12 protein-coding genes and 2 pseudogenes are annotated in these 18,325 nt (G+C 62.4%); 13 read left to right on the top strand and 1 reads right to left on the bottom strand.

Annotated features, from left to right (window positions below; all coding sequences use genetic code 11):
- Positions 1–16: 16 nt before the first annotated feature.
- A pseudogene (locus KAE78_RS15870) lies at positions 17–983 on the bottom strand (App1 family protein).
- A gap of 681 nt (positions 984–1,664) precedes the next feature.
- On the opposite strand from KAE78_RS15870, the pseudogene KAE78_RS15875 reads away from it, so the two are divergent.
- The 13 genes and pseudogenes from KAE78_RS15875 (at position 1,665) to KAE78_RS15935 (ending at position 18,269) form a co-directional block, all read left to right on the top strand.
- Positions 1,665–2,485: pseudogene (locus KAE78_RS15875) on the top strand (chorismate-binding protein).
- A 33-nt stretch (positions 2,486–2,518) separates the two neighbouring features.
- The gene (gene leuS / locus KAE78_RS15880; RefSeq protein ID WP_223172571.1) at positions 2,519–5,095 is read left to right on the top strand and encodes a leucine--tRNA ligase; all 2,577 of its coding nucleotides are present in this window, start codon (positions 2,519–2,521) and stop codon (positions 5,093–5,095) included.
- A 306-nt stretch (positions 5,096–5,401) separates the two neighbouring features.
- Positions 5,402–5,800: a ComEA family DNA-binding protein gene (locus KAE78_RS15885; RefSeq protein WP_317451939.1), complete on the top strand. Its 399-nt coding sequence runs from the start codon at positions 5,402–5,404 to the stop codon at positions 5,798–5,800.
- Positions 5,797–6,612, top strand: coding sequence for a ComEC/Rec2 family competence protein (locus tag KAE78_RS15890; RefSeq protein ID WP_223172572.1), 816 nt, complete (start codon positions 5,797–5,799; stop codon positions 6,610–6,612). Before KAE78_RS15885 ends, KAE78_RS15890 begins: the two co-directional genes overlap by 4 nt.
- A gap of 686 nt (positions 6,613–7,298) precedes the next feature.
- On the top strand, positions 7,299–7,655 hold the full coding sequence (locus KAE78_RS15895) for a hypothetical protein (protein ID WP_223172573.1): 357 nt from the start codon (positions 7,299–7,301) through the stop codon (positions 7,653–7,655).
- Between the two features lie 30 nt (positions 7,656–7,685).
- Positions 7,686–8,444, top strand: coding sequence for a toll/interleukin-1 receptor domain-containing protein (locus tag KAE78_RS15900; protein ID WP_411156034.1), 759 nt, complete (start codon positions 7,686–7,688; stop codon positions 8,442–8,444).
- Positions 8,445–8,821: 377 nt separating this feature from the next.
- Entirely contained in the window at positions 8,822–9,472 is a 651-nt protein-coding gene (locus KAE78_RS15905) for a hypothetical protein (RefSeq protein WP_223172574.1), read from the top strand.
- The gene (locus KAE78_RS15910; RefSeq protein WP_223172575.1) at positions 9,469–10,407 is read left to right on the top strand and encodes a hypothetical protein; all 939 of its coding nucleotides are present in this window, start codon (positions 9,469–9,471) and stop codon (positions 10,405–10,407) included. The genes KAE78_RS15905 and KAE78_RS15910 overlap by 4 nt, the downstream gene beginning before the upstream one ends.
- Before the next feature lie 100 nt (positions 10,408–10,507).
- Complete coding sequence (locus KAE78_RS15915) at positions 10,508–13,069, top strand: type I restriction-modification system subunit M (RefSeq protein ID WP_223172576.1); 2,562 nt, start codon at positions 10,508–10,510, stop codon at positions 13,067–13,069.
- Positions 13,069–14,316, top strand: coding sequence for a restriction endonuclease subunit S (locus KAE78_RS15920; RefSeq protein ID WP_223172577.1), 1,248 nt, complete (start codon positions 13,069–13,071; stop codon positions 14,314–14,316). The genes KAE78_RS15915 and KAE78_RS15920 overlap by 1 nt, the downstream gene beginning before the upstream one ends.
- Positions 14,317–14,324: 8 nt before the next feature.
- Positions 14,325–17,477, top strand: coding sequence for a type I restriction endonuclease subunit R (locus KAE78_RS15925; RefSeq protein WP_223172578.1), 3,153 nt, complete (start codon positions 14,325–14,327; stop codon positions 17,475–17,477).
- A gap of 11 nt (positions 17,478–17,488) precedes the next feature.
- Positions 17,489–17,707, top strand: coding sequence for a helix-turn-helix transcriptional regulator (locus KAE78_RS20085; RefSeq protein WP_223172579.1), 219 nt, complete (start codon positions 17,489–17,491; stop codon positions 17,705–17,707).
- Positions 17,691–18,269 (top strand): DUF1643 domain-containing protein, encoded by a 579-nt coding sequence (locus KAE78_RS15935; protein ID WP_223172580.1) that lies wholly within the window; start codon positions 17,691–17,693, stop codon positions 18,267–18,269. Before KAE78_RS20085 ends, KAE78_RS15935 begins: the two co-directional genes overlap by 17 nt.
- Positions 18,270–18,325 lie beyond the last annotated feature (56 nt).

The raw sequence follows: 18,325 nt of genomic DNA on the forward strand, positions 1-18,325 counted from the left end.
TCGCATGCGCTGAGCGTCACCGCATGATGCCGGCGCGGGCGAGCCGCTTGCGCAGCCCCGCACCGTCGGATGCCGCGACCCACGGCACCCCGTCGTCCGCGTGATCGGCGTCCGGCGCACGGCCTCCGGCGAGCACGGCCTCGGCGGTGGAGAGACGCCGGATGGCGACGCCGGCGACCGCGTCCGGGTGCTCCTTCTCGAACTGGGCGTAGATGGCCTCGTCGTGCTGCCCGTCGTCGCCGATGAGCAGCCACTTCACACCGGGGAACTCCTCGGCGAGGCGCCGCAGATTGGTGACCTTGTGCTCACGGCCGCTGCGGAACCAGCGGTCGTGGGTGGGTCCCCAGTCGGTGAGGAGCATCGCCCCTCGGGAACAGGTGACGACTGAGGAAGCGCTGGAGCGTCGGGGCGACGTTCCAGGCCCCGGTGGAGAGGTAGATCACCGGAGATCCCGGGTTCTGCGCGACGAGTCGCTCGAGCAGGACGGCCATACCGGGAACGGGGAGACGCGCGTGCTCGTCGACGACGAACGAGTTCCAGGCGGCGACCAGCGGACGGGGCAGTGCCGTGACCATGACGGTGTCGTCGACATCGCTGATGATGCCGAAGTCGGTGTCCTCGCCGACGATGAACGCCCGCGCGCGCACGGGCTCCTGGTCCTCGACCGACATCGTGAACTCCTGCCAGCCGCCGGGCAGATCCGCCGGCACGACGCTGTCGATCACCCCGCCGCGATCGGCCATGAGCTCGTGGACGGTGTCACCGATGCGCACGTGGACGGGCGCGAAGCTCACCGGAACGCCGATGAAGCTGCGCCATCCGCGCACGCTCGCGAGCTCTCCGGTTCTGGTCTTCTTGCGCGGACGGACGATCAGCACGCGCCCGACGACGCGCACCCAGCCCGGACCGCCGTAGCCCTGGAAGGGCACGACCGAGGGCTTGCGGCCGCGTCTGCGGGCATGCCCTTCGCGCCACACATGCATGCGGTGCTCGAAGCGGGCGAGCCGGTGGATTCGGCGCTTCTCGGGGGTGCGTCAGCCATCCCGTCCAGTCTTTCATGCCGTACCGGGCATCTTCCGGAGAAGTCGCACAATCTTCCTCCGCGGTTCCTGCGTACGCTGGACAGGTGACCGATCGCCTGCGCCCGGCAGCCCGCGCCCTGACGGGCTGGGCCGACCCCTCGTGGCTCTTCGCCGCGGGCGAGGCGCTTGAGCCGCACGCCTTCTGGCTCGATGCGGGATCGGATGCCGCTGAGGGCTGGAGCTACCTCGGTTCCGGAACGCCGGATGCCGCCGGCCCCGACCATGTCGTCATCGACGGTTCCCTCGCATTGCCGACGGATGCGGGCGAGCCGCCCTTCCGCGGCGGATCGGTCGGCTGGCTCGACTACGAGAGCGGCGCCGCGCGCGCCGGGGCACCGGTGGAGGCGGGGAGTCGCCCGCGTGGCTGCGGGCGGACCGTCTCCTCGCCTTCGATCACGCACGACGTGTGGTGTGGGCCGTGGCGCCTTCCGAGGAGATCGATGACTGGGTGGCGGAGGCGTCCGCCCGCATCGCCGTGGTCGCGGCGCCCGCCGCCCTCGCCGAGCCACCGGGCGACGCTGCAGCATCCGCCCGCCATACCCCGAGGACTACGCCGCCCTCATCGAGGAGTGCCGCGAGCTCATCCGCCGTGGCGAGGCGTACCAGCTCTGTCTCACGACGCGGTTCTCCGTCGTGGGGGACGTGGATCCGGTCGCGACATATCTGCGGCTGCGGGCGGCGACGCCCGCACACCACGGCGGTTTCATCCGGGTCGGCGACCGGGCGCTGCTGAGCGCGAGCCCCGAGCAGTTCCTGCACGCGGAGGCGGGCCGCATCCGCACGCGCCCGATCAAGGGCACTCGGCCTCGGGGATCGGATGCGGCATCCGACGCCGCCCTCGCCGCCGAGCTCGTCGAGAGCGTCAAGGAGCGCGCCGAGAACGTCATGATCGTCGATCTCATGCGCAACGACCTCTCGCGCATCTGCGAGCCCGGTTCCATCCGCGTCGATGCGCTCTTCGCGGTGGAGAGCTACCCGGCCGTGCATCAGCTCGTGAGCACGGTGAGCGGCACGACCGTCGCCGGCGCCGACGTCGAGCGCCTGTGGGAGGTCGCCTTCCCGCCGGCAGCATGACCGGTGCACCCAAGCTCTCGGCGATGACGCACCTGCACGCCCTCGAAGGCGGACCGCGCGGCGTCTACAGCGGGTGTTTCGGCTACGTCGGCGACGACGGCGCGCTCGACCTCGCGATGGTGATCCGCAGCATCGTGACCGCTCCGGGAGGGGCGTATGTCGGTGCCGGGGCGGGATCACGTGGAGATCGGATGCCGCAGCCGAGGTCGCCGAGGTCGCCACCAAGGCGCGGGCGCCGCTCTCCGCACTCGGTGCCCGGCTGCCCGCCGAATGGGCGGATGCGCGCTGAGGCGCGGCTCCGCGGCATCCGATACCCTGGAATGTCTTGATTTCCTGCGTTCACCCCTGAGATTGGCCGTTCGTTGTCCGAGAAGAATTCATCGCCCGTTGAAGCTGTCGACGAAGGGCTGTCGACGCATGCCATCCAGACCAAGTGGCAGGAGTACTGGGCCGAGAACGCCACCTTCCAGGCCGGCGGCGAAGACGACACGCGGCCGCGCAAGTACGTGCTCGGGATGTTCCCGTACCCCTCCGGCGACCTGCACATGGGGCACGCCGAGAGCTACGTCTACGTCGACATCGTGGCGCGGTTCTGGCGCCACCGCGGGTACAACGTCCTGAACCCGATCGGCTGGGACTCCTTCGGGCTGCCCGCCGAGAACGCGGCCATCCAGCGCGGTGCAGACCCGCGCGAGTGGACCTACGCGAACATCGACCAGCACAAGAAGAGCTTCCGCGAGTACGGCTCGTCCTACGACTGGACGCGGGTGCTGCACACGAGCGACCCCGAGTACTACCGCTGGAACCAGTGGCTGTTCCAGACCCTGTACGAGCGGGGCCTGGCCTACCGCAAGGACAGCCCGGTCAACTGGTGCCCGAACGACCAGACGGTGCTCGCCAACGAGCAGGTCGTCGACGGTCACTGCGAGCGCTGCGGCGCCGAGGTGATCAAGAAGAAGCTGACCCAGTGGTACTTCAAGATCACCGACTACGCCGACCGCCTGCTCGACGACCTGAACCAGCTCGAGGGCTTCTGGCCGCACAAGGTGCTGCAGATGCAGCGCAACTGGATCGGTCGCTCGGTCGGCGCCGACGTCGACTTCACGATCGAGGGCCGCGACGAGCCGGTGACGGTCTTCACGACCCGCCCCGACACTCTGCACGGGGCGACCTTCTTCGTCGTCGCGCCCGACTCCGACCTGGCGGCCGAGCTGGCCGCCGACGCGTCGGCCGAGGTGCGGGAACGCTTCGACGCGTACCTGGCAAAGGTGCAGAAGACCACCGAGATCGACCGCCAGGCCACGGATCGACCCAAGACCGGCGTCTTCCTCGAGCGCTATGCGGTCAACCCCGTCAACGGCGAGCGCCTGCCGATCTGGGCGGCCGACTACGTGCTGGCCGACTATGGTCACGGCGCGGTCATGGCCGTGCCCGCGCACGACCAGCGCGACCTCGACTTCGCCCGCGCCTTCGACCTGCCGGTGAAGGTCGTCGTCGACACGACGGCGCCGATCACCGGAGCGATGCCGGTCATCGAGGTCGATGACGACGGCGTGCCGATCGAGCCCGAGTCGCTGGACGATCAGCACCCGGCGCAGACCGGCATCGCCCTCGCCGGCGAAGGCCGACTGGTCAACTCCGGCAGTCTCAACGGCCTGTCCAAGCGCAACGCGATCGCCCGCATCATCCAGGAACTCGAGGCGGCCGGGACCGGCCGGGCGGCGAAGAACTACCGTCTGCGCGACTGGCTGATCTCGCGTCAACGTTTCTGGGGAACCCCGATCCCGATGATCCACACCGAAGACGGCCGCATCGTCCCGGTGCCCGAAGACCAGTTGCCGCTGACACTGCCGGATGCGAAGGGGCTCGACCTCGCGCCCAAGGGCGCCTCACCGCTGGGCGCCATGGGGGATTGGATGGCGACGACCGACCCCGAGACGGGGGAGCCGGCGCTGCGCGACCCCGACACGATGGACACCTTCGTCGACAGCTCCTGGTACTTCCTCCGCTTCATGTCGCCGAACAGCGACGCGGTCGCCTTCGACCCCGCCGAGACGGCGCGCTGGGCGCCGGTGGACACCTACATCGGCGGTGTCGAGCACGCGATCCTGCACCTGCTGTACGCGCGTTTCATCACGAAGGTACTCTTCGACGCCGGGCTCATCGACTTCACCGAGCCCTTCTCCTCGCTCATCAACCAGGGCATGGTGCTGCTGGGCGGCTCGAAGATGTCCAAGAGCAAGGGAAACCTCGTCGAGTTCGCCTCGAGCATGGTCGATCCGGGCGCGGACGCGACCCGCGTCGCGCTGACCTTCGCCGGCCCGGTCGAAGACGACATCGACTGGAACGACGTCTCCACGACCGGCGCCCAGAAGTTCCTCGCGCGGGCACTGCGCGTGGCGCGGGATGTGGCCAGCCCGGTCGATGTCCTCTTCAAGGACGGCGACCGCGACCTGCGCCGCGCCACGCACCGGCTCCTGGCCGATGCGCCGGGCCTGGTGGAACAGACGAAGTTCAACGTGCTCGTCGCCCGCCTCATGGAGCTCGTCAACGTCACCCGTAAGACGATCGACAGCGGCGCCGGAGCGGCCGACCCGGCCGTGCGCGAGGCCGCCGAGACGGTCGCCGTCGTGCTCGACCTCGTCGCCCCGCACACCGCGGAGGAGATGTGGGAGATCCTCGGGCATGAGCCCTCCGTCGGTCTCGTGCCGTGGCGCAGTGCCGACCCGGCGCTGCTGGTCGAGGACTCGATCACCGCCGTGGTGCAGGTCAACGGCAAGGTGCGCGCCCAGCTCGAGGTGCCCGCCCGCATCGGCGAGGCGGAGCTCGAGGAGCTCGCACGCGCCGACAGTCGTGTGATCCGTTCGATCGGTGACAAGGAGATCGTCAAGGTCATCGTCCGCGCGCCGAAGCTGGTGAACTTCGCCGTCAAGGGCTGATGCTGCGGCACCGGGCGACCTCTTCTGCACAACGCGGGATTCGTGCGAGTTGTTCATGATCGAGGGGATCCGGGCTCGAAAGGGTGCGCGGCGTCCGTAGCCTGACGCTGTGCCAGACGAGGAGAGCGCAGAGCCACCGGCCCCGGCGAAGCTGCGCCTCGGGCTGGGCGCGGTCGTCGTCCTCGTCATCGGCGCACTCTCGGTCACGGTCGGGCTCGGTCTGCTGCGGGTCAGACAGCGCCCTCCGAGGCAGTACCGCTGCCCGATGTCGACGTCTCGGCTCCCTCGGGTGAGGTCTACGTGCACGTGCTCGGCGCGGTCATGCGTCCGGGGCTCTACGTGCTCGACGCTGATGCCCGGGTCGTCGATGCTCTCGCCGCTGCGGGAGGCACGAAAGAGGATGCGGATCTGCGGGCGGTCAACCTCGCCCGCCTGCTCAGCGATGGCGAGCAGCTCTTCGTTCCGGTGGCCGGCGAGTCGGAGGGGCCCGGGGAACCCGCCGCCGCGGGCGACGGGCGCATCGACATCAACACCGCAGACCAGGCGCAGCTGGAGACGCTGCCGCGCATCGGCCCGGCCCTCGCGCAGCGCATCATCCAGTGGCGGGAGGCGAACGGTCGCTTCCGCTCCGTCGACGATCTGCTCGCGGTCCCGGGCATCGGCGAGAAGCTCCTGGCGGGTCTACGGGACGCGGTGCGCGTATGAGCGCCGCCGCGGCATCCGGCGTGCGGGCACGCGACCTCCGGCTCACCGCGGTCGCCGCCGGGACGTGGTCGACCGCTCTGCTGTGCGTCTTCCTCGAGACGGCGGCGTGGGTCGTCGCGCTGGCGCTGTGGACAGGTGCTCTGGTCGTCGTCGGATATCTCTGGCGGGCACGGATGCCGCGGCACGGCGCCGCCGGGCTCCTCGCCGTCGTGCTCGCGCTCAGTGCCGGGGTGGCCTCCGCCGTCGCCTTCGCGGCGCCCGACCGGGAGACGGTGCGCGCGCAGGACGGCTTCGCCGTCGAGGTCGTGGCCGACATCACCTCGGCGCTGCGGACTGGACGCGACGGGCGGCTCTGGTTCGACGCGCGAACGGTCTCGGCGGCGCAACCCGGGCAGTGGGCGGCGGTGTCGGCATCCGTCAGGGTCGGCGTGGAGGTGCCGGATGACGGCGCGCCCGACACCTGGGAGATGGGCGCGCGCATCCGGGTGGTCGGGCAGGCGAAGGAGGGCGGGGCGGGGGAGCGCGCCGCCCTCGTCGTCTTCGGTCGCGGCGAGGCTGTGACGGATCGGCCGCCGAACTTCGTGTTCGCTCAGGCCGGAGAAGTACGGCGCCAATTCGTCGAGCGCGCCGTGCGATTCCCCGAGCCCGGAGCGGGTCTGCTGCCCGGGCTCGCCGTCGGCGACACGCGCGCGGTCAGCGACGAGCTCGATCAGGCGATGCTCACGAGTGGCCTGAGCCATCTCACCGCCGTCTCCGGTTTCACGGTTGCGGTGATGAGTATCTACTCGAGAAAAGCCAGATCAAGCTCATAATTCAGGAGAACCTTCCTACGTAGTCACACATATGGCGCAGTTGGTGGAGATTGCGCCTGCGAGGGTCGAATTACCGTCATTTTCGAGAGCGTCTTGAGCCCCGATATCCTGCGGATCGGCTACGCACCGATCGCGGTCACATTGTTAAGTGGCACAGGCGCCAGCCAGCGAGCACCTTCCGACACGATGGTGAGAGATTGTCACGCATCTCAATCGGAATAGTTGGTGGAGTTCACCGCACGCACGGTGCATGCGTTTACCGACGCGACGCCGTGTCGTATGTGTCGGATATGGGTAGAGGGAAGTGGTCCGAGGAAGAACGAGCGGCGCGGCTCGCCGGTCGCCGCATGAGGGACGCACTCGAAGCGGAACGGATGGCCAAACGCCTCAGTGAACGCTTCCGAGCTTGGATCGAGTCGGACGCATTCCTGACACTGGAGCAGATGGCTGCCGGCGAGCCATGTCGTGGCTGCGGGCTCGCTTTGGCGGACGGGTCGGGGGACTGGACCCCTGAACTGCTTCGCGATGAGGAAGAGCACGCCGCACGCGCTGCGGAGGAAGCGCGGTTCCGCGAGCAACATCCCGACTGTCGTGGGCTGACGGGTTCTTGGACACCCGCGGGGTCCCGGACCCTGCATTGTGGCTGGTGCTATCCGCCACCGCCGGTATCCGTTGAGGCGAAGAGAGTGCTGCTCAACGTGTTCTCGCAACCTCTTCCGGACCCGAGCGAGCTGGATACCTGGCATGTGACGCTTAGGTGCGGTCACCGCGCGGAATGGCGGCAACACTTCACGTCGTCTTTGTTCACGGCGAGCACTATGGTGTGCACGGAGTGTGGCGACATCAGAGGCGTGCTCAGCAGCGAGCTGATCGCCGAGGCTCCGGCTCGAGCCGAAGCTGCACGAACTCGCGAGATTCGTCGTATTGCACGCAGAGAGGTGGAGCGGCTGCGTGCCATCGAGCAACTTGAGGCGGCTCAGCGGAGGGTCGACGAGCTCGACCAGCAAGCCGATGCAGGCGGTTGGGCTGACTGGCAGGCATGAGGGGACTTCGAATCCTCGCCTAGAGATTCAATGTCGGTGGCCGAAACTACGATCTGCAGCATGAGATGCACAGCTCCTGTTGAAGGTCACCGTACGGCGAGCGGCGCGGCAAACTGCCCGGCGTGTCGGGGTCGCTCGTCCCGTTCCTACTATTCCTACACGCCGCCCGTACAATCGTTCCGCCCGCCCGCCGCGAGGCCGTCTGTGAGTTCGGGCGGCACGAGCTCCCGGCGGACATCCTCCGGCGGTACTGTCACCTACACCAGTTCCGAGCGCCGGACACTTGCGCCGATCCATCAGCAGTTCATGCGTCAGGTCGAGAAGTTCCCTGACCGTCGTGATCTTTTCCTTTGTCATGCATGGGACGATCGTGCCGGCGCGGCGAAGGAGCTCCACGATGAGCTTCAGAAGATCGGCGTCTCGGTGTGGTTCAGCGAAAAAGACGTTGCGCTCGGTACTTCGCTGATCCGCGAGATCGACAAGGGCCTGGGCATGTCCAAGATCGGCATCGTGCTCGTTACGCCCTCGATGTTCAAGAGCCTGAGCTCTGCGGGCGTTGCTGACAAAGAACTTTCCGCGCTCCTGGCGACCGACCGGGTGATACCTGTGGTCCATGGGACAAGTTTCGATGAGCTGCGCGACTACAGCCCGCTGCTCGCGGCGCGTTCGGGGCTGAGTACTGACGGGTCTTCGCTCGAGGAAGTGGCTGTCAAGATCGCCGACACCGTGGACACTGACACCCTCATGGCGGCAAACGCCGGAGGGGGAGTGACCTCACGGGACTGGTGACGCGGGAAGACGGGTCGCGCGCCCGAGCGTGACATGCAATATGCGTCGCTTCGGCCCGAGAGCGCAGTGGTAAGCGCGGACGCGGCAGGTTTCTGGACCGTTTCTCACCCATGCGGTCGGTGAATCTGAGAGCCCACCGACGACCGTGCGACACGCCGGAACGAGGTTTCATAATGTCACTTTTCTGATACACGCTCGGGGTCATGCCCACTGAACGGATCGTTCGTGGGGTGTAGTCCAAGCAGTGAAAGAAAGTGGCAGACATCATGGCAGACCCCGGAAGTTCGACAGCGGCACTTCGGCGCAGGCGTAGACGAGCGATCGTCGCAACGGCCGCTGCGAGTGCTGTCGCTGCAGGCGTCGGTGCGATTTTTGCCATGCCAACGCTCCACGATGCGCTCGGAATCGGCGATGGTCTTCGCGACGGCGCATATGACTTCACCCAGTCTGTGTCGCCGGAGAATCCGATTGGTCCCCTCAAGGAAGTCACAGTGCGAGTGCCTGATGAACTTGCCAGTGCGGTGCCGGGCTACCAGGACGGTCACTTCCTCGACGCGGTGACCGTCTCCAATGTGGAGTATCTGGGCGAGAAGCGCTGTTCTGTGGAGCTTGGTATCGACTGGGCAGACGGTGCGGTCGCGCTTAGCGAGGACGAACTGCACGAAGCGTTCGTCCTGGACACGCTGAGGAAAGCCACGATCGACGAACTCAGCGGCCCTCGTCGCAACGACGAGTTTGTTGTTTTCTCCGAGGATCGCGCGATGGCGACGGCGCAGGTTGGGTGCCTTGAGCCAGGCGCGTGGAACGACAGCCGTGGAGCCTCTGTCAGTTTTGAGATTGTCTTCAACTACGTGACCGCAGATGCAGGCTCTGAGAACCGCAGGCTGGCTGTCGTTCCGTTCCGCGTTCTTGACACGGGGACATTCTTCATCCCGGAGAGAATCAATGGCATGGATCAGGTGGTCCCTCACATCAAGGGTTGGGAGCGCGGCGGGGGCCGCTGGATCGAGAGGAGCGCCAGCTCATGAGCAGCGTGACGCAGCGCATCAAGGCGTACAACCGAGATCACGGGCAACCGCGTGGAGGGTTCGTCAACCCGCGGGTGTTCGTCACGACAGCCCTGGACGACGGTATAGAAGAGCTTGACCACCGGATCGAGAATCTCGCTGCGCCGACCGTCGGTTCGGCGGTGGATTATCTGTCTCGGCTCGCACGGGTTCGCGTGCAACCAGAAGATGTGACTGAGGAGCTGCTGGAGGTGTTCCATGTTTCGCTCACCGGTGCTGAGCGTATTGCAGTGAGCACGCGGCACACGTCAGTGCTGGGCGATGCTGTGGACGCTCTGAGTGAGCTTTCGGTGATCGAGCATCCTGATGGCACAGTGACGTTCGACGTGGACGATGTGGCGGTGCGCGTTGCGTGCAAGCTCGTGACCTATGACGTCGGGCGGAGGGCCGGCCCTGGACTGTATGAGCCCGTCAGTACGTTGCAGCAACCCGATCCTGTCACGACCGAGCACATTCTGCAGATGGTCCGTCGGGCAGTGTCGTTCTTCGACGAGTGGGGACCGGTCACCGCAGATGGCTTCGTGTTCGCGGACGCGGATACTCCGCGCGTTTACGACGAGCGCAGCTGTTTCGGCGGGTACACCGAACTTGTGACCTCCGGCGACGGTGACTTCCTCACCGCTGACACGGTGTGGGACATGAAGGTCTCTGTCAACCCGCCGACCAAGGACCACACCCTGCAGCTGTTGATGTACTTCCTGATGGGCAAAGAGTCAAGACTCGACCAGTTCGAGAGTCAGACGCACGTTGGCGTTTTCAATCCACGGCTGAACAAGGTCTTCCGGCTGGCGGTCGCTGACATCGCGCCGGATGTCATCGACACCGTGCGGCGAGACGTCATCGGCTATCGCCATGAACTCGCGGCGACAGACCCCCACGGTTGGGCTTTGCGATGATGTATCAGAACTGATACATTTCGAGTAGCTCAAGTCTTGACAGTCGAAGTCCAAACTTTCCGCAGCTGGCATGCGGTTTTCAGCACGAGTAGGTAAGTGAATGAACAAGCAGCAATTGGCAGCAAAGATCTGGGCGTCCGCAAACAAGATGCGGTCGAAGATCGAAGCCAATGAGTACAAGGACTACATCCTCGGCTTCATCTTCTATAAGTTCCTGTCCGACAACGAGGTCAGCCACATGCTTCGCCTCGGCGCGACGATCGAAGACTTGCCGGACGCCCTGACTGAATCCGATCAAGAGATTGTGCAGAGCCTGCGCAGCGACATCGGCTACTTCATTGAGTACGAGAACTTGTACTCGACATGGCTCAAGAAGGGTAAAGACTTCGACATCTCAAATGTTGTCGACGCATTGAACGCGTTTTCCAGGCTGATTGGTTCCAGCCACAAGAAGGTCTTCGAGAAGATTTTCGACACGCTGCAGTCAGGACTGTCCAAGCTCGGCGACAATGCACCTGCCCAGACCAAAGCCGTGCGCGACCTCATCGAACTCATCAAGGACATCCCGACCGATGGGAAGCAGGGTTACGACGTCCTTGGGTTCATCTACGAGTATCTGCTCGAGAACTTCGCCGCAAACGCAGGCAAGAAGGCAGGGGAGTTCTACACTCCTCACGAGGTGTCACTCATTCTCAGTGAGATCGTTGCCGATCACCTGAAAGACCAGGAAACTATCCGCATTTATGACCCAACTAGCGGAAGTGGCTCACTGCTCCTGAACATCGGCACCTCGATCGCGCGACGTCGTGGGGACGCTGACAAGATCGCTTACTATGCGCAGGAACTGAAGCAGAACACGTACAACTTGACGCGTATGAATCTGGTGATGCGTGGGGTGAAGCCGGCGAACATCTTCGCAAGGAACGCCGACACGCTCGAAGAAGACTGGCCATTGATTGATGAGCCGCTCTTCGTAGACGCGGTTGTTTCCAATCCGCCCTACAGTGCGCCTTGGGATCCATCCGGCAAAGAGAACGACATTCGGTACGCCAAGTTCGGACTCGCGCCCAAGAGTAAGGCGGATTACGCCTTCGTGCTTCACGACCTGTTCCATTTGCGCCCCAACGGCATCGTTACGGTTGTCTTGCCTCATGGGGTGCTCTTCCGCGGTGGTGAAGAGGGGAAGATCCGCCAGGCGTTGGTCGAAGGGAACTATATCGACGCGATCATTGGGCTCCCGGCAAATATCTTCTTCGGGACCGGCATCCCGACGATCATCATGATCCTGAAGAAAGAACGAATCGAAACCGATGTGCTCATCGTCGACGCATCCAAGGGCTTCGTGAAGGACGGCAAAGACAACGCACTCCGCGCCCGTGATATTCGCAAGATCGTCGACACGGTCTTGCAACGCAAGAACATTGAGAAGTACAGCCGCAATGTGCCGCGCGACGAGATCCGTGGACACGAGTACAACCTCAACATCCCGCGCTATGTAGATTCTGCACCGCCGGCAGAGGCTTGGGATATCTACGCTTCGATGTTCGGCGGGGTCCCCGAGCACGAGATCGACCAACTTCACACTTACTGGGATGCGCTGCCTGGACTACGAGAGAAGCTCTTCACCTCGTTCGGGAACGGATACGCGACACCCGTCGAGAATCCGGAGCACGTGATCTCGTCTGACGCTTCAGCTGCCGTATTTCGTTCAAGCGTTGCTGATGCGTTCTCCGGGTTCAAGGAGAAGCTCGTAGTGAGCCTGGTGGATGGGCGCCATGACGCTCAGGTAGTTGGTGGGGAAACTGCGATTGCCGCAGACATTTTCGAGCGACTTGGCGCAGTGCCCTTGGTTGATGAGTACTCGGTCTATCAGCTGCTCCATGACCAGTGGCTGACTATCTCGGCAGACCTCGAGATGATCCAGACCGAGGGAGAACAGGCCACCCGACGGGTCGTTCCGAACATGGTTTCAAAGAAGGTGAGGGGCGCAGAAACCGAAGTTCAGGACGGTTGGGTCGGTCGCATCCTGCCGTTTGAGCTCGTGCAGGAGCGCTTGCTCACAGCGGAGACTTCGGCGCTCCGTGAAGCTGTGGAGGAACTCTCGGCCGCGGAATCTGGTCTTGCTGAGCTCCTGGAATCGCTCAGCGAGGAAGACAAGCTCGACATGGCGATCATGCTGAACGTGAAGAATGATGCCTTCGTCGTCGGCGGCGTCAACCAGGTCATCCGGGAAGCAAAGAAGGAGCGGAAGGATGACAACTGGGACGAGGGCACTCCACAGGCAGTCGCCTTCCTGGCGAAGGAACTGCTCACGGTGAAGTCGGCGCTCACCAAGACTGTCAAGACTGATACGGCCGCGCTCCATCAACACACGAAGGTGACGATCGAGAACCTGGCAGATGATCAGGTGCGTGAACTGCTAATCGCCAAGTGGATTGAGCCCCTGATCGACAGCATCAACAGAGTTCCGGGCGAGATCCTGGACACGCTCACGAAGCAGGTAGTCGCGCTCGCGAAGAAGTACGAAACGACCTTCGCGGAGCTCGCTCTGGAGACCAAGTCGACCAAGCACACCTTGTCTGAGATGGTTTCAGAGCTCACGGGCTCCGACACCGACATGCGCGCGCTGGCCGAGTTCAGCAACCTCCTGGGAGGTGAGTGATGATGAGCAAGCAGGCGCCTATTCCAGAGGTGCGGTTTCCGAGGTTTGCCTGCGACTGGGAGACACGAGAGCTGAGAACGGTCGCCACGTTCAGCAAAGGCTCCGGGTACTCCAAATCCGACTTAGCCGACAGCGGCGTACCCATCATTTTGTACGGACGTCTCTACACGAAGTACGAGTCACTAATCTCAGAAGTCGATACCTACGCGGAGATACAGCCGGGCTCAAGGCTCAGCACAGGCAATGAGGTGATCGTCCCGGCCTCTGGCGAGACACCGGAAGACATTGCGCGTGCTTCTGCCGTCCGGCAAAGTGGTGTGATTTTGGCCGGAGACCTGAATGTCATTCACCCGTCTGGGCTGCTCAACTCGCACTTTCTCGCTCTCCGCCTGAGCAACGGCGAACCTCACTCAAAGCTCGCTGAACGTGCTCAGGGAAAGTCAGTTGTTCACCTACACGGTAAGGACATTGCCGACGTCGCCGTCAAGTTTCCGTCGCTCTCTGAACAGCAAGTGATCGGCAGCCTCTTCGAGCGGCTCGACTCACTCATCGACCTGCAACAGGAGGAGCTCAAGAAGCTGCGTCAGTTCAAGAACGCAATGCTTGGCAAGATGTTCCCGAGGCCGGGCGCAGCCGTGCCGGAAGTACGGTTTCCAGGGTTCCAGGACGAGTGGGAGGGGAAGTCTCTCGGCAGCTTGGGTGACACGTATTCAGGACTCTCAGGGAAGTCGAAGGGGGATTTTGGGCACGGTGAAGCCAAGTTTGTTGTCTACACCAACGTTTACAGCAACTCGCTTGCAGACCTATCCGGAGTTGAACGCGTTGAGGTGGATAGCCGCCAGAACGAGGTGAAGTTTGGCGACGTCTTCTTTACGACTTCATCTGAGGTTCCCGAGGAGGTTGGCATGTCGTCAGTCTGGCTCGATGACAGGCCAAACGTGTACTTGAATAGTTTCTGTTTTGGCTGGCGACCCAAGACCAAGTGCGATCCGTTTTTCACAGCGTCAGTTCTCCGATCCCCGTCGGTTCGAACGCAGTTTGTTCGCCTCGCTCAGGGCATCTCGCGATACAACATTTCAAGAACCAAAGCGATGGACATCATCGTTCCCATCCCCTCCCTCCCCGACGAGCAACGGAAGATCGGTGAGTTCTTCAAGAACCTCGACTCGCTCATCGAGCTGAAAGACAAACAGCACGAGAAGCTATCCCAGATCAAGCGTTCGCTGTTGTCGAAGATGTTCGTATAGGAGACAAGATGTGTTTCAAATCTGAAACAGAGTTTGAGAAGGCGCTCATCAAGCAGCTGCAAGACACGGGTTGGAGTTCCGAAGTCCTGAAGAACCCGACAGAGAAGGATCTTCTCGACAACTGGGCGAACATCTTGCTGCAGAACAACGCGGGCCGTGATCGGCTTAACGGCGTCCCGCTCACCGAGACAGAGATGCGGCAGATCGTCGAGCAGATCCGTGAGCTGCGCACGCCGGTCAAACTCAATCGTTTCGTGAATGGTCGGTCAGTGACCATCCGAAGGGACAACCCTGCAGACCCGGAGCACCTCGGAAAAGAAGTCAGCCTGAGCATCTACGACCGCCTCGAGATCGCCGGCGGCTCGTCAAGGTATCAGATCGCTCAGCAGCCAAAGTTTGCGACGTCTTCTGCGGTACTCGGCAATCGCCGTGGTGATCTGATGTTGCTGATCAACGGTATGCCGATGTTCCACATCGAGCTCAAAGCCTCCGGTAAGACGGTGGATCACGCAACGAAGCAGTTGGAGCGATACGCAGGTCAAGGCGTGTATACGGGTCTGTTTTCCCTTGTTCAGGTCATGGTTGGCATGACACCGGATTCGGCAGTGTACTTTGCGAACCCGGGACCGGACGGCTCCTTCAACAAAGACTTCTTCTTCCACTGGGCAGACTTCAATAACGAGCGTATCGACCGATGGGATCAAGTCGCGCAGGGGCTGCTCTCAATACCGATGGCGCACCAGCTCATCGGCTTCTACACAGTTGCGGATGAGAGCGACGGAGTCCTGAAAGTCATGCGCAGCTACCAGCTGTACGCGACTAAGAAGATTAGTGACACCGTTGCCAAGCACGACCACGATGAGAAGTGGGACGACGGCGTCCAGCGTGGTGGCTATATCTGGCACACCACGGGCTCAGGAAAGACGCTGACGAGCTTCAAATCTGCCGAACTGATTGCGAACTCCGGGAACGCAGACAAGGTGGTATTCCTCCTCGACCGCATTGAGCTCGGAACGCAGTCGCATGAGGAATATCAAGGTTTCGCAGACAGCTCGGATGACATTCAGAAGACTGAGCACACGAATGCTCTTGTTGCGATGCTCAAGAGCGAGAACGTGAGGGACACGCTCATCGTCACGTCAATTCAGAAGATGAGCATCCTCGCAGAAGACTGGGACAGGCGAAGCGCGGATATTGAGAAGATCAGCAACAAACGCGTCGTGTTCATCGTTGACGAGGCGCATCGAAGCACCTTCGGGACAATGATGGCCGGCATCAAACACTCGTTCCCTCGAGCGCTCTTCTTCGGCTTCACTGGGACACCCATCCACACCGAGAACGAGAAGAAGGGAAGCACAACAGCGACGCTGTTCGGTGACGAGCTGCACAGGTACTCGATTGCCGATGGAATCCGCGATCGCAATGTCCTCGCGTTCGACACGACGATGGTTCAGACCTACCCCTCGAGCGAGTTGAGAAAACAGGTTGCGCTCCGCAAGGCCGGAGCTGCCTCGGACACAGATATCTTCGGAGATCCTGAGAAGGAGAAGATCTATGACAAGTTCATGGATCCCGACCGTGTACCGGATGCAGGCTTTTTGGGTGCAGATGGCAAGTGGGTAAAGGGCATCGAGGACTACCTGCCCACGCACCAGTACGACCGAGCCGCGCACCGCGAGGCAGTTGTCAGCGACATACACCACGGCTGGGTCTCACGAAGCCGCGGTTCGAAATTCCATGCCATTCTTGCTACTAACTCGATTGCTGAAGCAATCGAGTACTACCGGCTGTTCAAGGCTCTCCACCCTGATCTGAAAGTCACTGCCTTGTTCGACCCGCATGCTGACGAGGGCGATGCCAAGATCATGAAAGAAGCCGGTGTCGCTGAGATCCTCGAAGACTACAACGCGGCATACGGCCAACAGTTCACACTTGCCACGCATGCGTTGTTCAAGGTGGATGTCTCGACTCGTCTTGCGCACAAGGAGGCATACAAGAGGGTCGCTCTAGATCCGACACAGCAGCTAGATCTGCTCATCGTCGTGTCTCAGCTTCTCACCGGGTTTGACTCCAAATGGGTCAACACCTTGTACCTCGACAAGGTACTCCGCTTCGAAGAGATCATCCAAGCATTCTCTCGCACAAATCGGCTGTTCGGGCCGGAGAAGCCATTCGGCACGATTCGGTATTATCGAAAGCCTTGGTCGATGCACTACAACATCGATCGTGCTGTGGAACTGTACTCCGGCGGCAAGCCACTGGCCTTGTTCGTGGAGCACCTCGATCGAAACCTCGAGCAGATGAATCTGTATTTCACTGAGATCAGTCGCCTGTTTTCAAGCGCCGGGCATGCTGACTTTGCGAAGCTCCCGGCTGATGAGCGTGAGCGCGCAGAGTTCGCAAAGCTGTTCGCCAGATTCAATGAACATCTTGAAGCAGCAAAGATCCAAGGGTTCGTTTGGGGCGAGCTCACTTACTCGTTTGACAATGGGAAAGTGGTTACGCTGTTGCTGGACGAAACGACCTACCTCACACTCGTGTTGAGGTACAAGGAGCTTGGGTCGGGGAGTGGTGGCGGTGACCGCGAGGCTCCCTTTGTGATCGAGACTCACCTCACCGAGATCGACACGGGACGCATCGATAGCGACTACCTGGACAACAGATTCGAAAAGTGGTTGAAGTCGCTGGAGCCAGGCAGCGCAACAGCAGACGAGCGCAAGGCACTCCTTGAAGACATTCATCGCCAGTTCGCGCACCTCAGCCAGGATGAGCAGAAGTATGCGGAGCTGTTTCTACACGATGTCGAGGCAGGGGACGTTGAGCTCGTCTCGGGTAGGACGTTCCGAGAGTACGTCATGGCGTACCAATATTCGGCGAAGAGCGAGCGAATCAAACGAGTCGCAGACACCTTCGGCGTTGACGCTGGCATGCTGACTGAACGGATCGACAGCGGTGTCGATGAAGCAAGAGTCAACGAATTTGGGCGGTTTGACGCATTGACTGCGGGTCTCGATACAGACGCTGCGGTCGCGTATGTCGCTAACGCTGAAGGTAAGCCGGTGTCTGTCTATATAGCTCGGATTCGCGTTAGTCGGATCCTGCGCGACTTCATTGTTCACGGGGTACTTCCGGTCGATCTCTCTGACGCTGCCGATGGTTGAGGGTGCGGGTTATGACGAACAGTCCCACACGGCTCGAGATACTTGGAAAGTCCATCAAACGGGCGCGTGAGGACCAAGACTTGACTCAATCGCAGTTGGCGAAACGTGCTGATACCTCTCGCCTGAGCGTGCTCCGAATCGAACAGGGCTCTCACGTGAATACCGACACGTTGGTGAAGGTTGTCGGTGCTCTCGGTTTAGAGATCAAGCTCCTTGAGAGCGGCGAGTGAAGATCCCCAACGGCTGTGCGCCAGGATGATCGCGTACCCCATCGGCCAGGAGCCGGACTTCTTCGACCCCGACCCGGGGAATGACGCCTACCGCTTTGCGCTCGGGAGGATCAGAGACTGCACAGTGTCCGCGCCGCCGTTCGTCGTGGTCGGTATGAACCCGTCTCACGCGCGTGAGACTGCGTCTGACAAGACGGTGAACCACGTGATCGAGGTGTCGAGGCGGGAACACCGCGGGTGGTTGATGCTCAACCTGTATCCTGAGCGATCGCCCAAGCCGAAGGATCTTGCGGGATACAAGCCGGAACTTTCCGCCGCAAACTGTGACGCGATCGAGCGCGTGCTCATCAGGTTCGGCGTGACCGAGGTGCTCGGCGGATGGGGCGATCTGGGCGGCTCCGCGACCTTGAAGCGAGCACTGCCCGACGTGCTTGCGCTGCTGGATCGCATGGGCGTCCGGGTCTTCACCCTCGACCCGTTGACCAAGGCCGGGAAGAACCCACGACACCCGCATCCGCCGGGTCGACCATTACCGATGCTCGGACCGAAGGAGTATCTCTGACCTCGAGATCCAGAAGAAGCTCGCTGACATCAGCGCGGAGGCGATTGGACATCGTG

It is taken from the genome of Microbacterium sp. NIBRBAC000506063 (assembly GCF_017968845.1).
GTDB lineage: Bacteria > Actinomycetota > Actinomycetes > Actinomycetales > Microbacteriaceae > Microbacterium.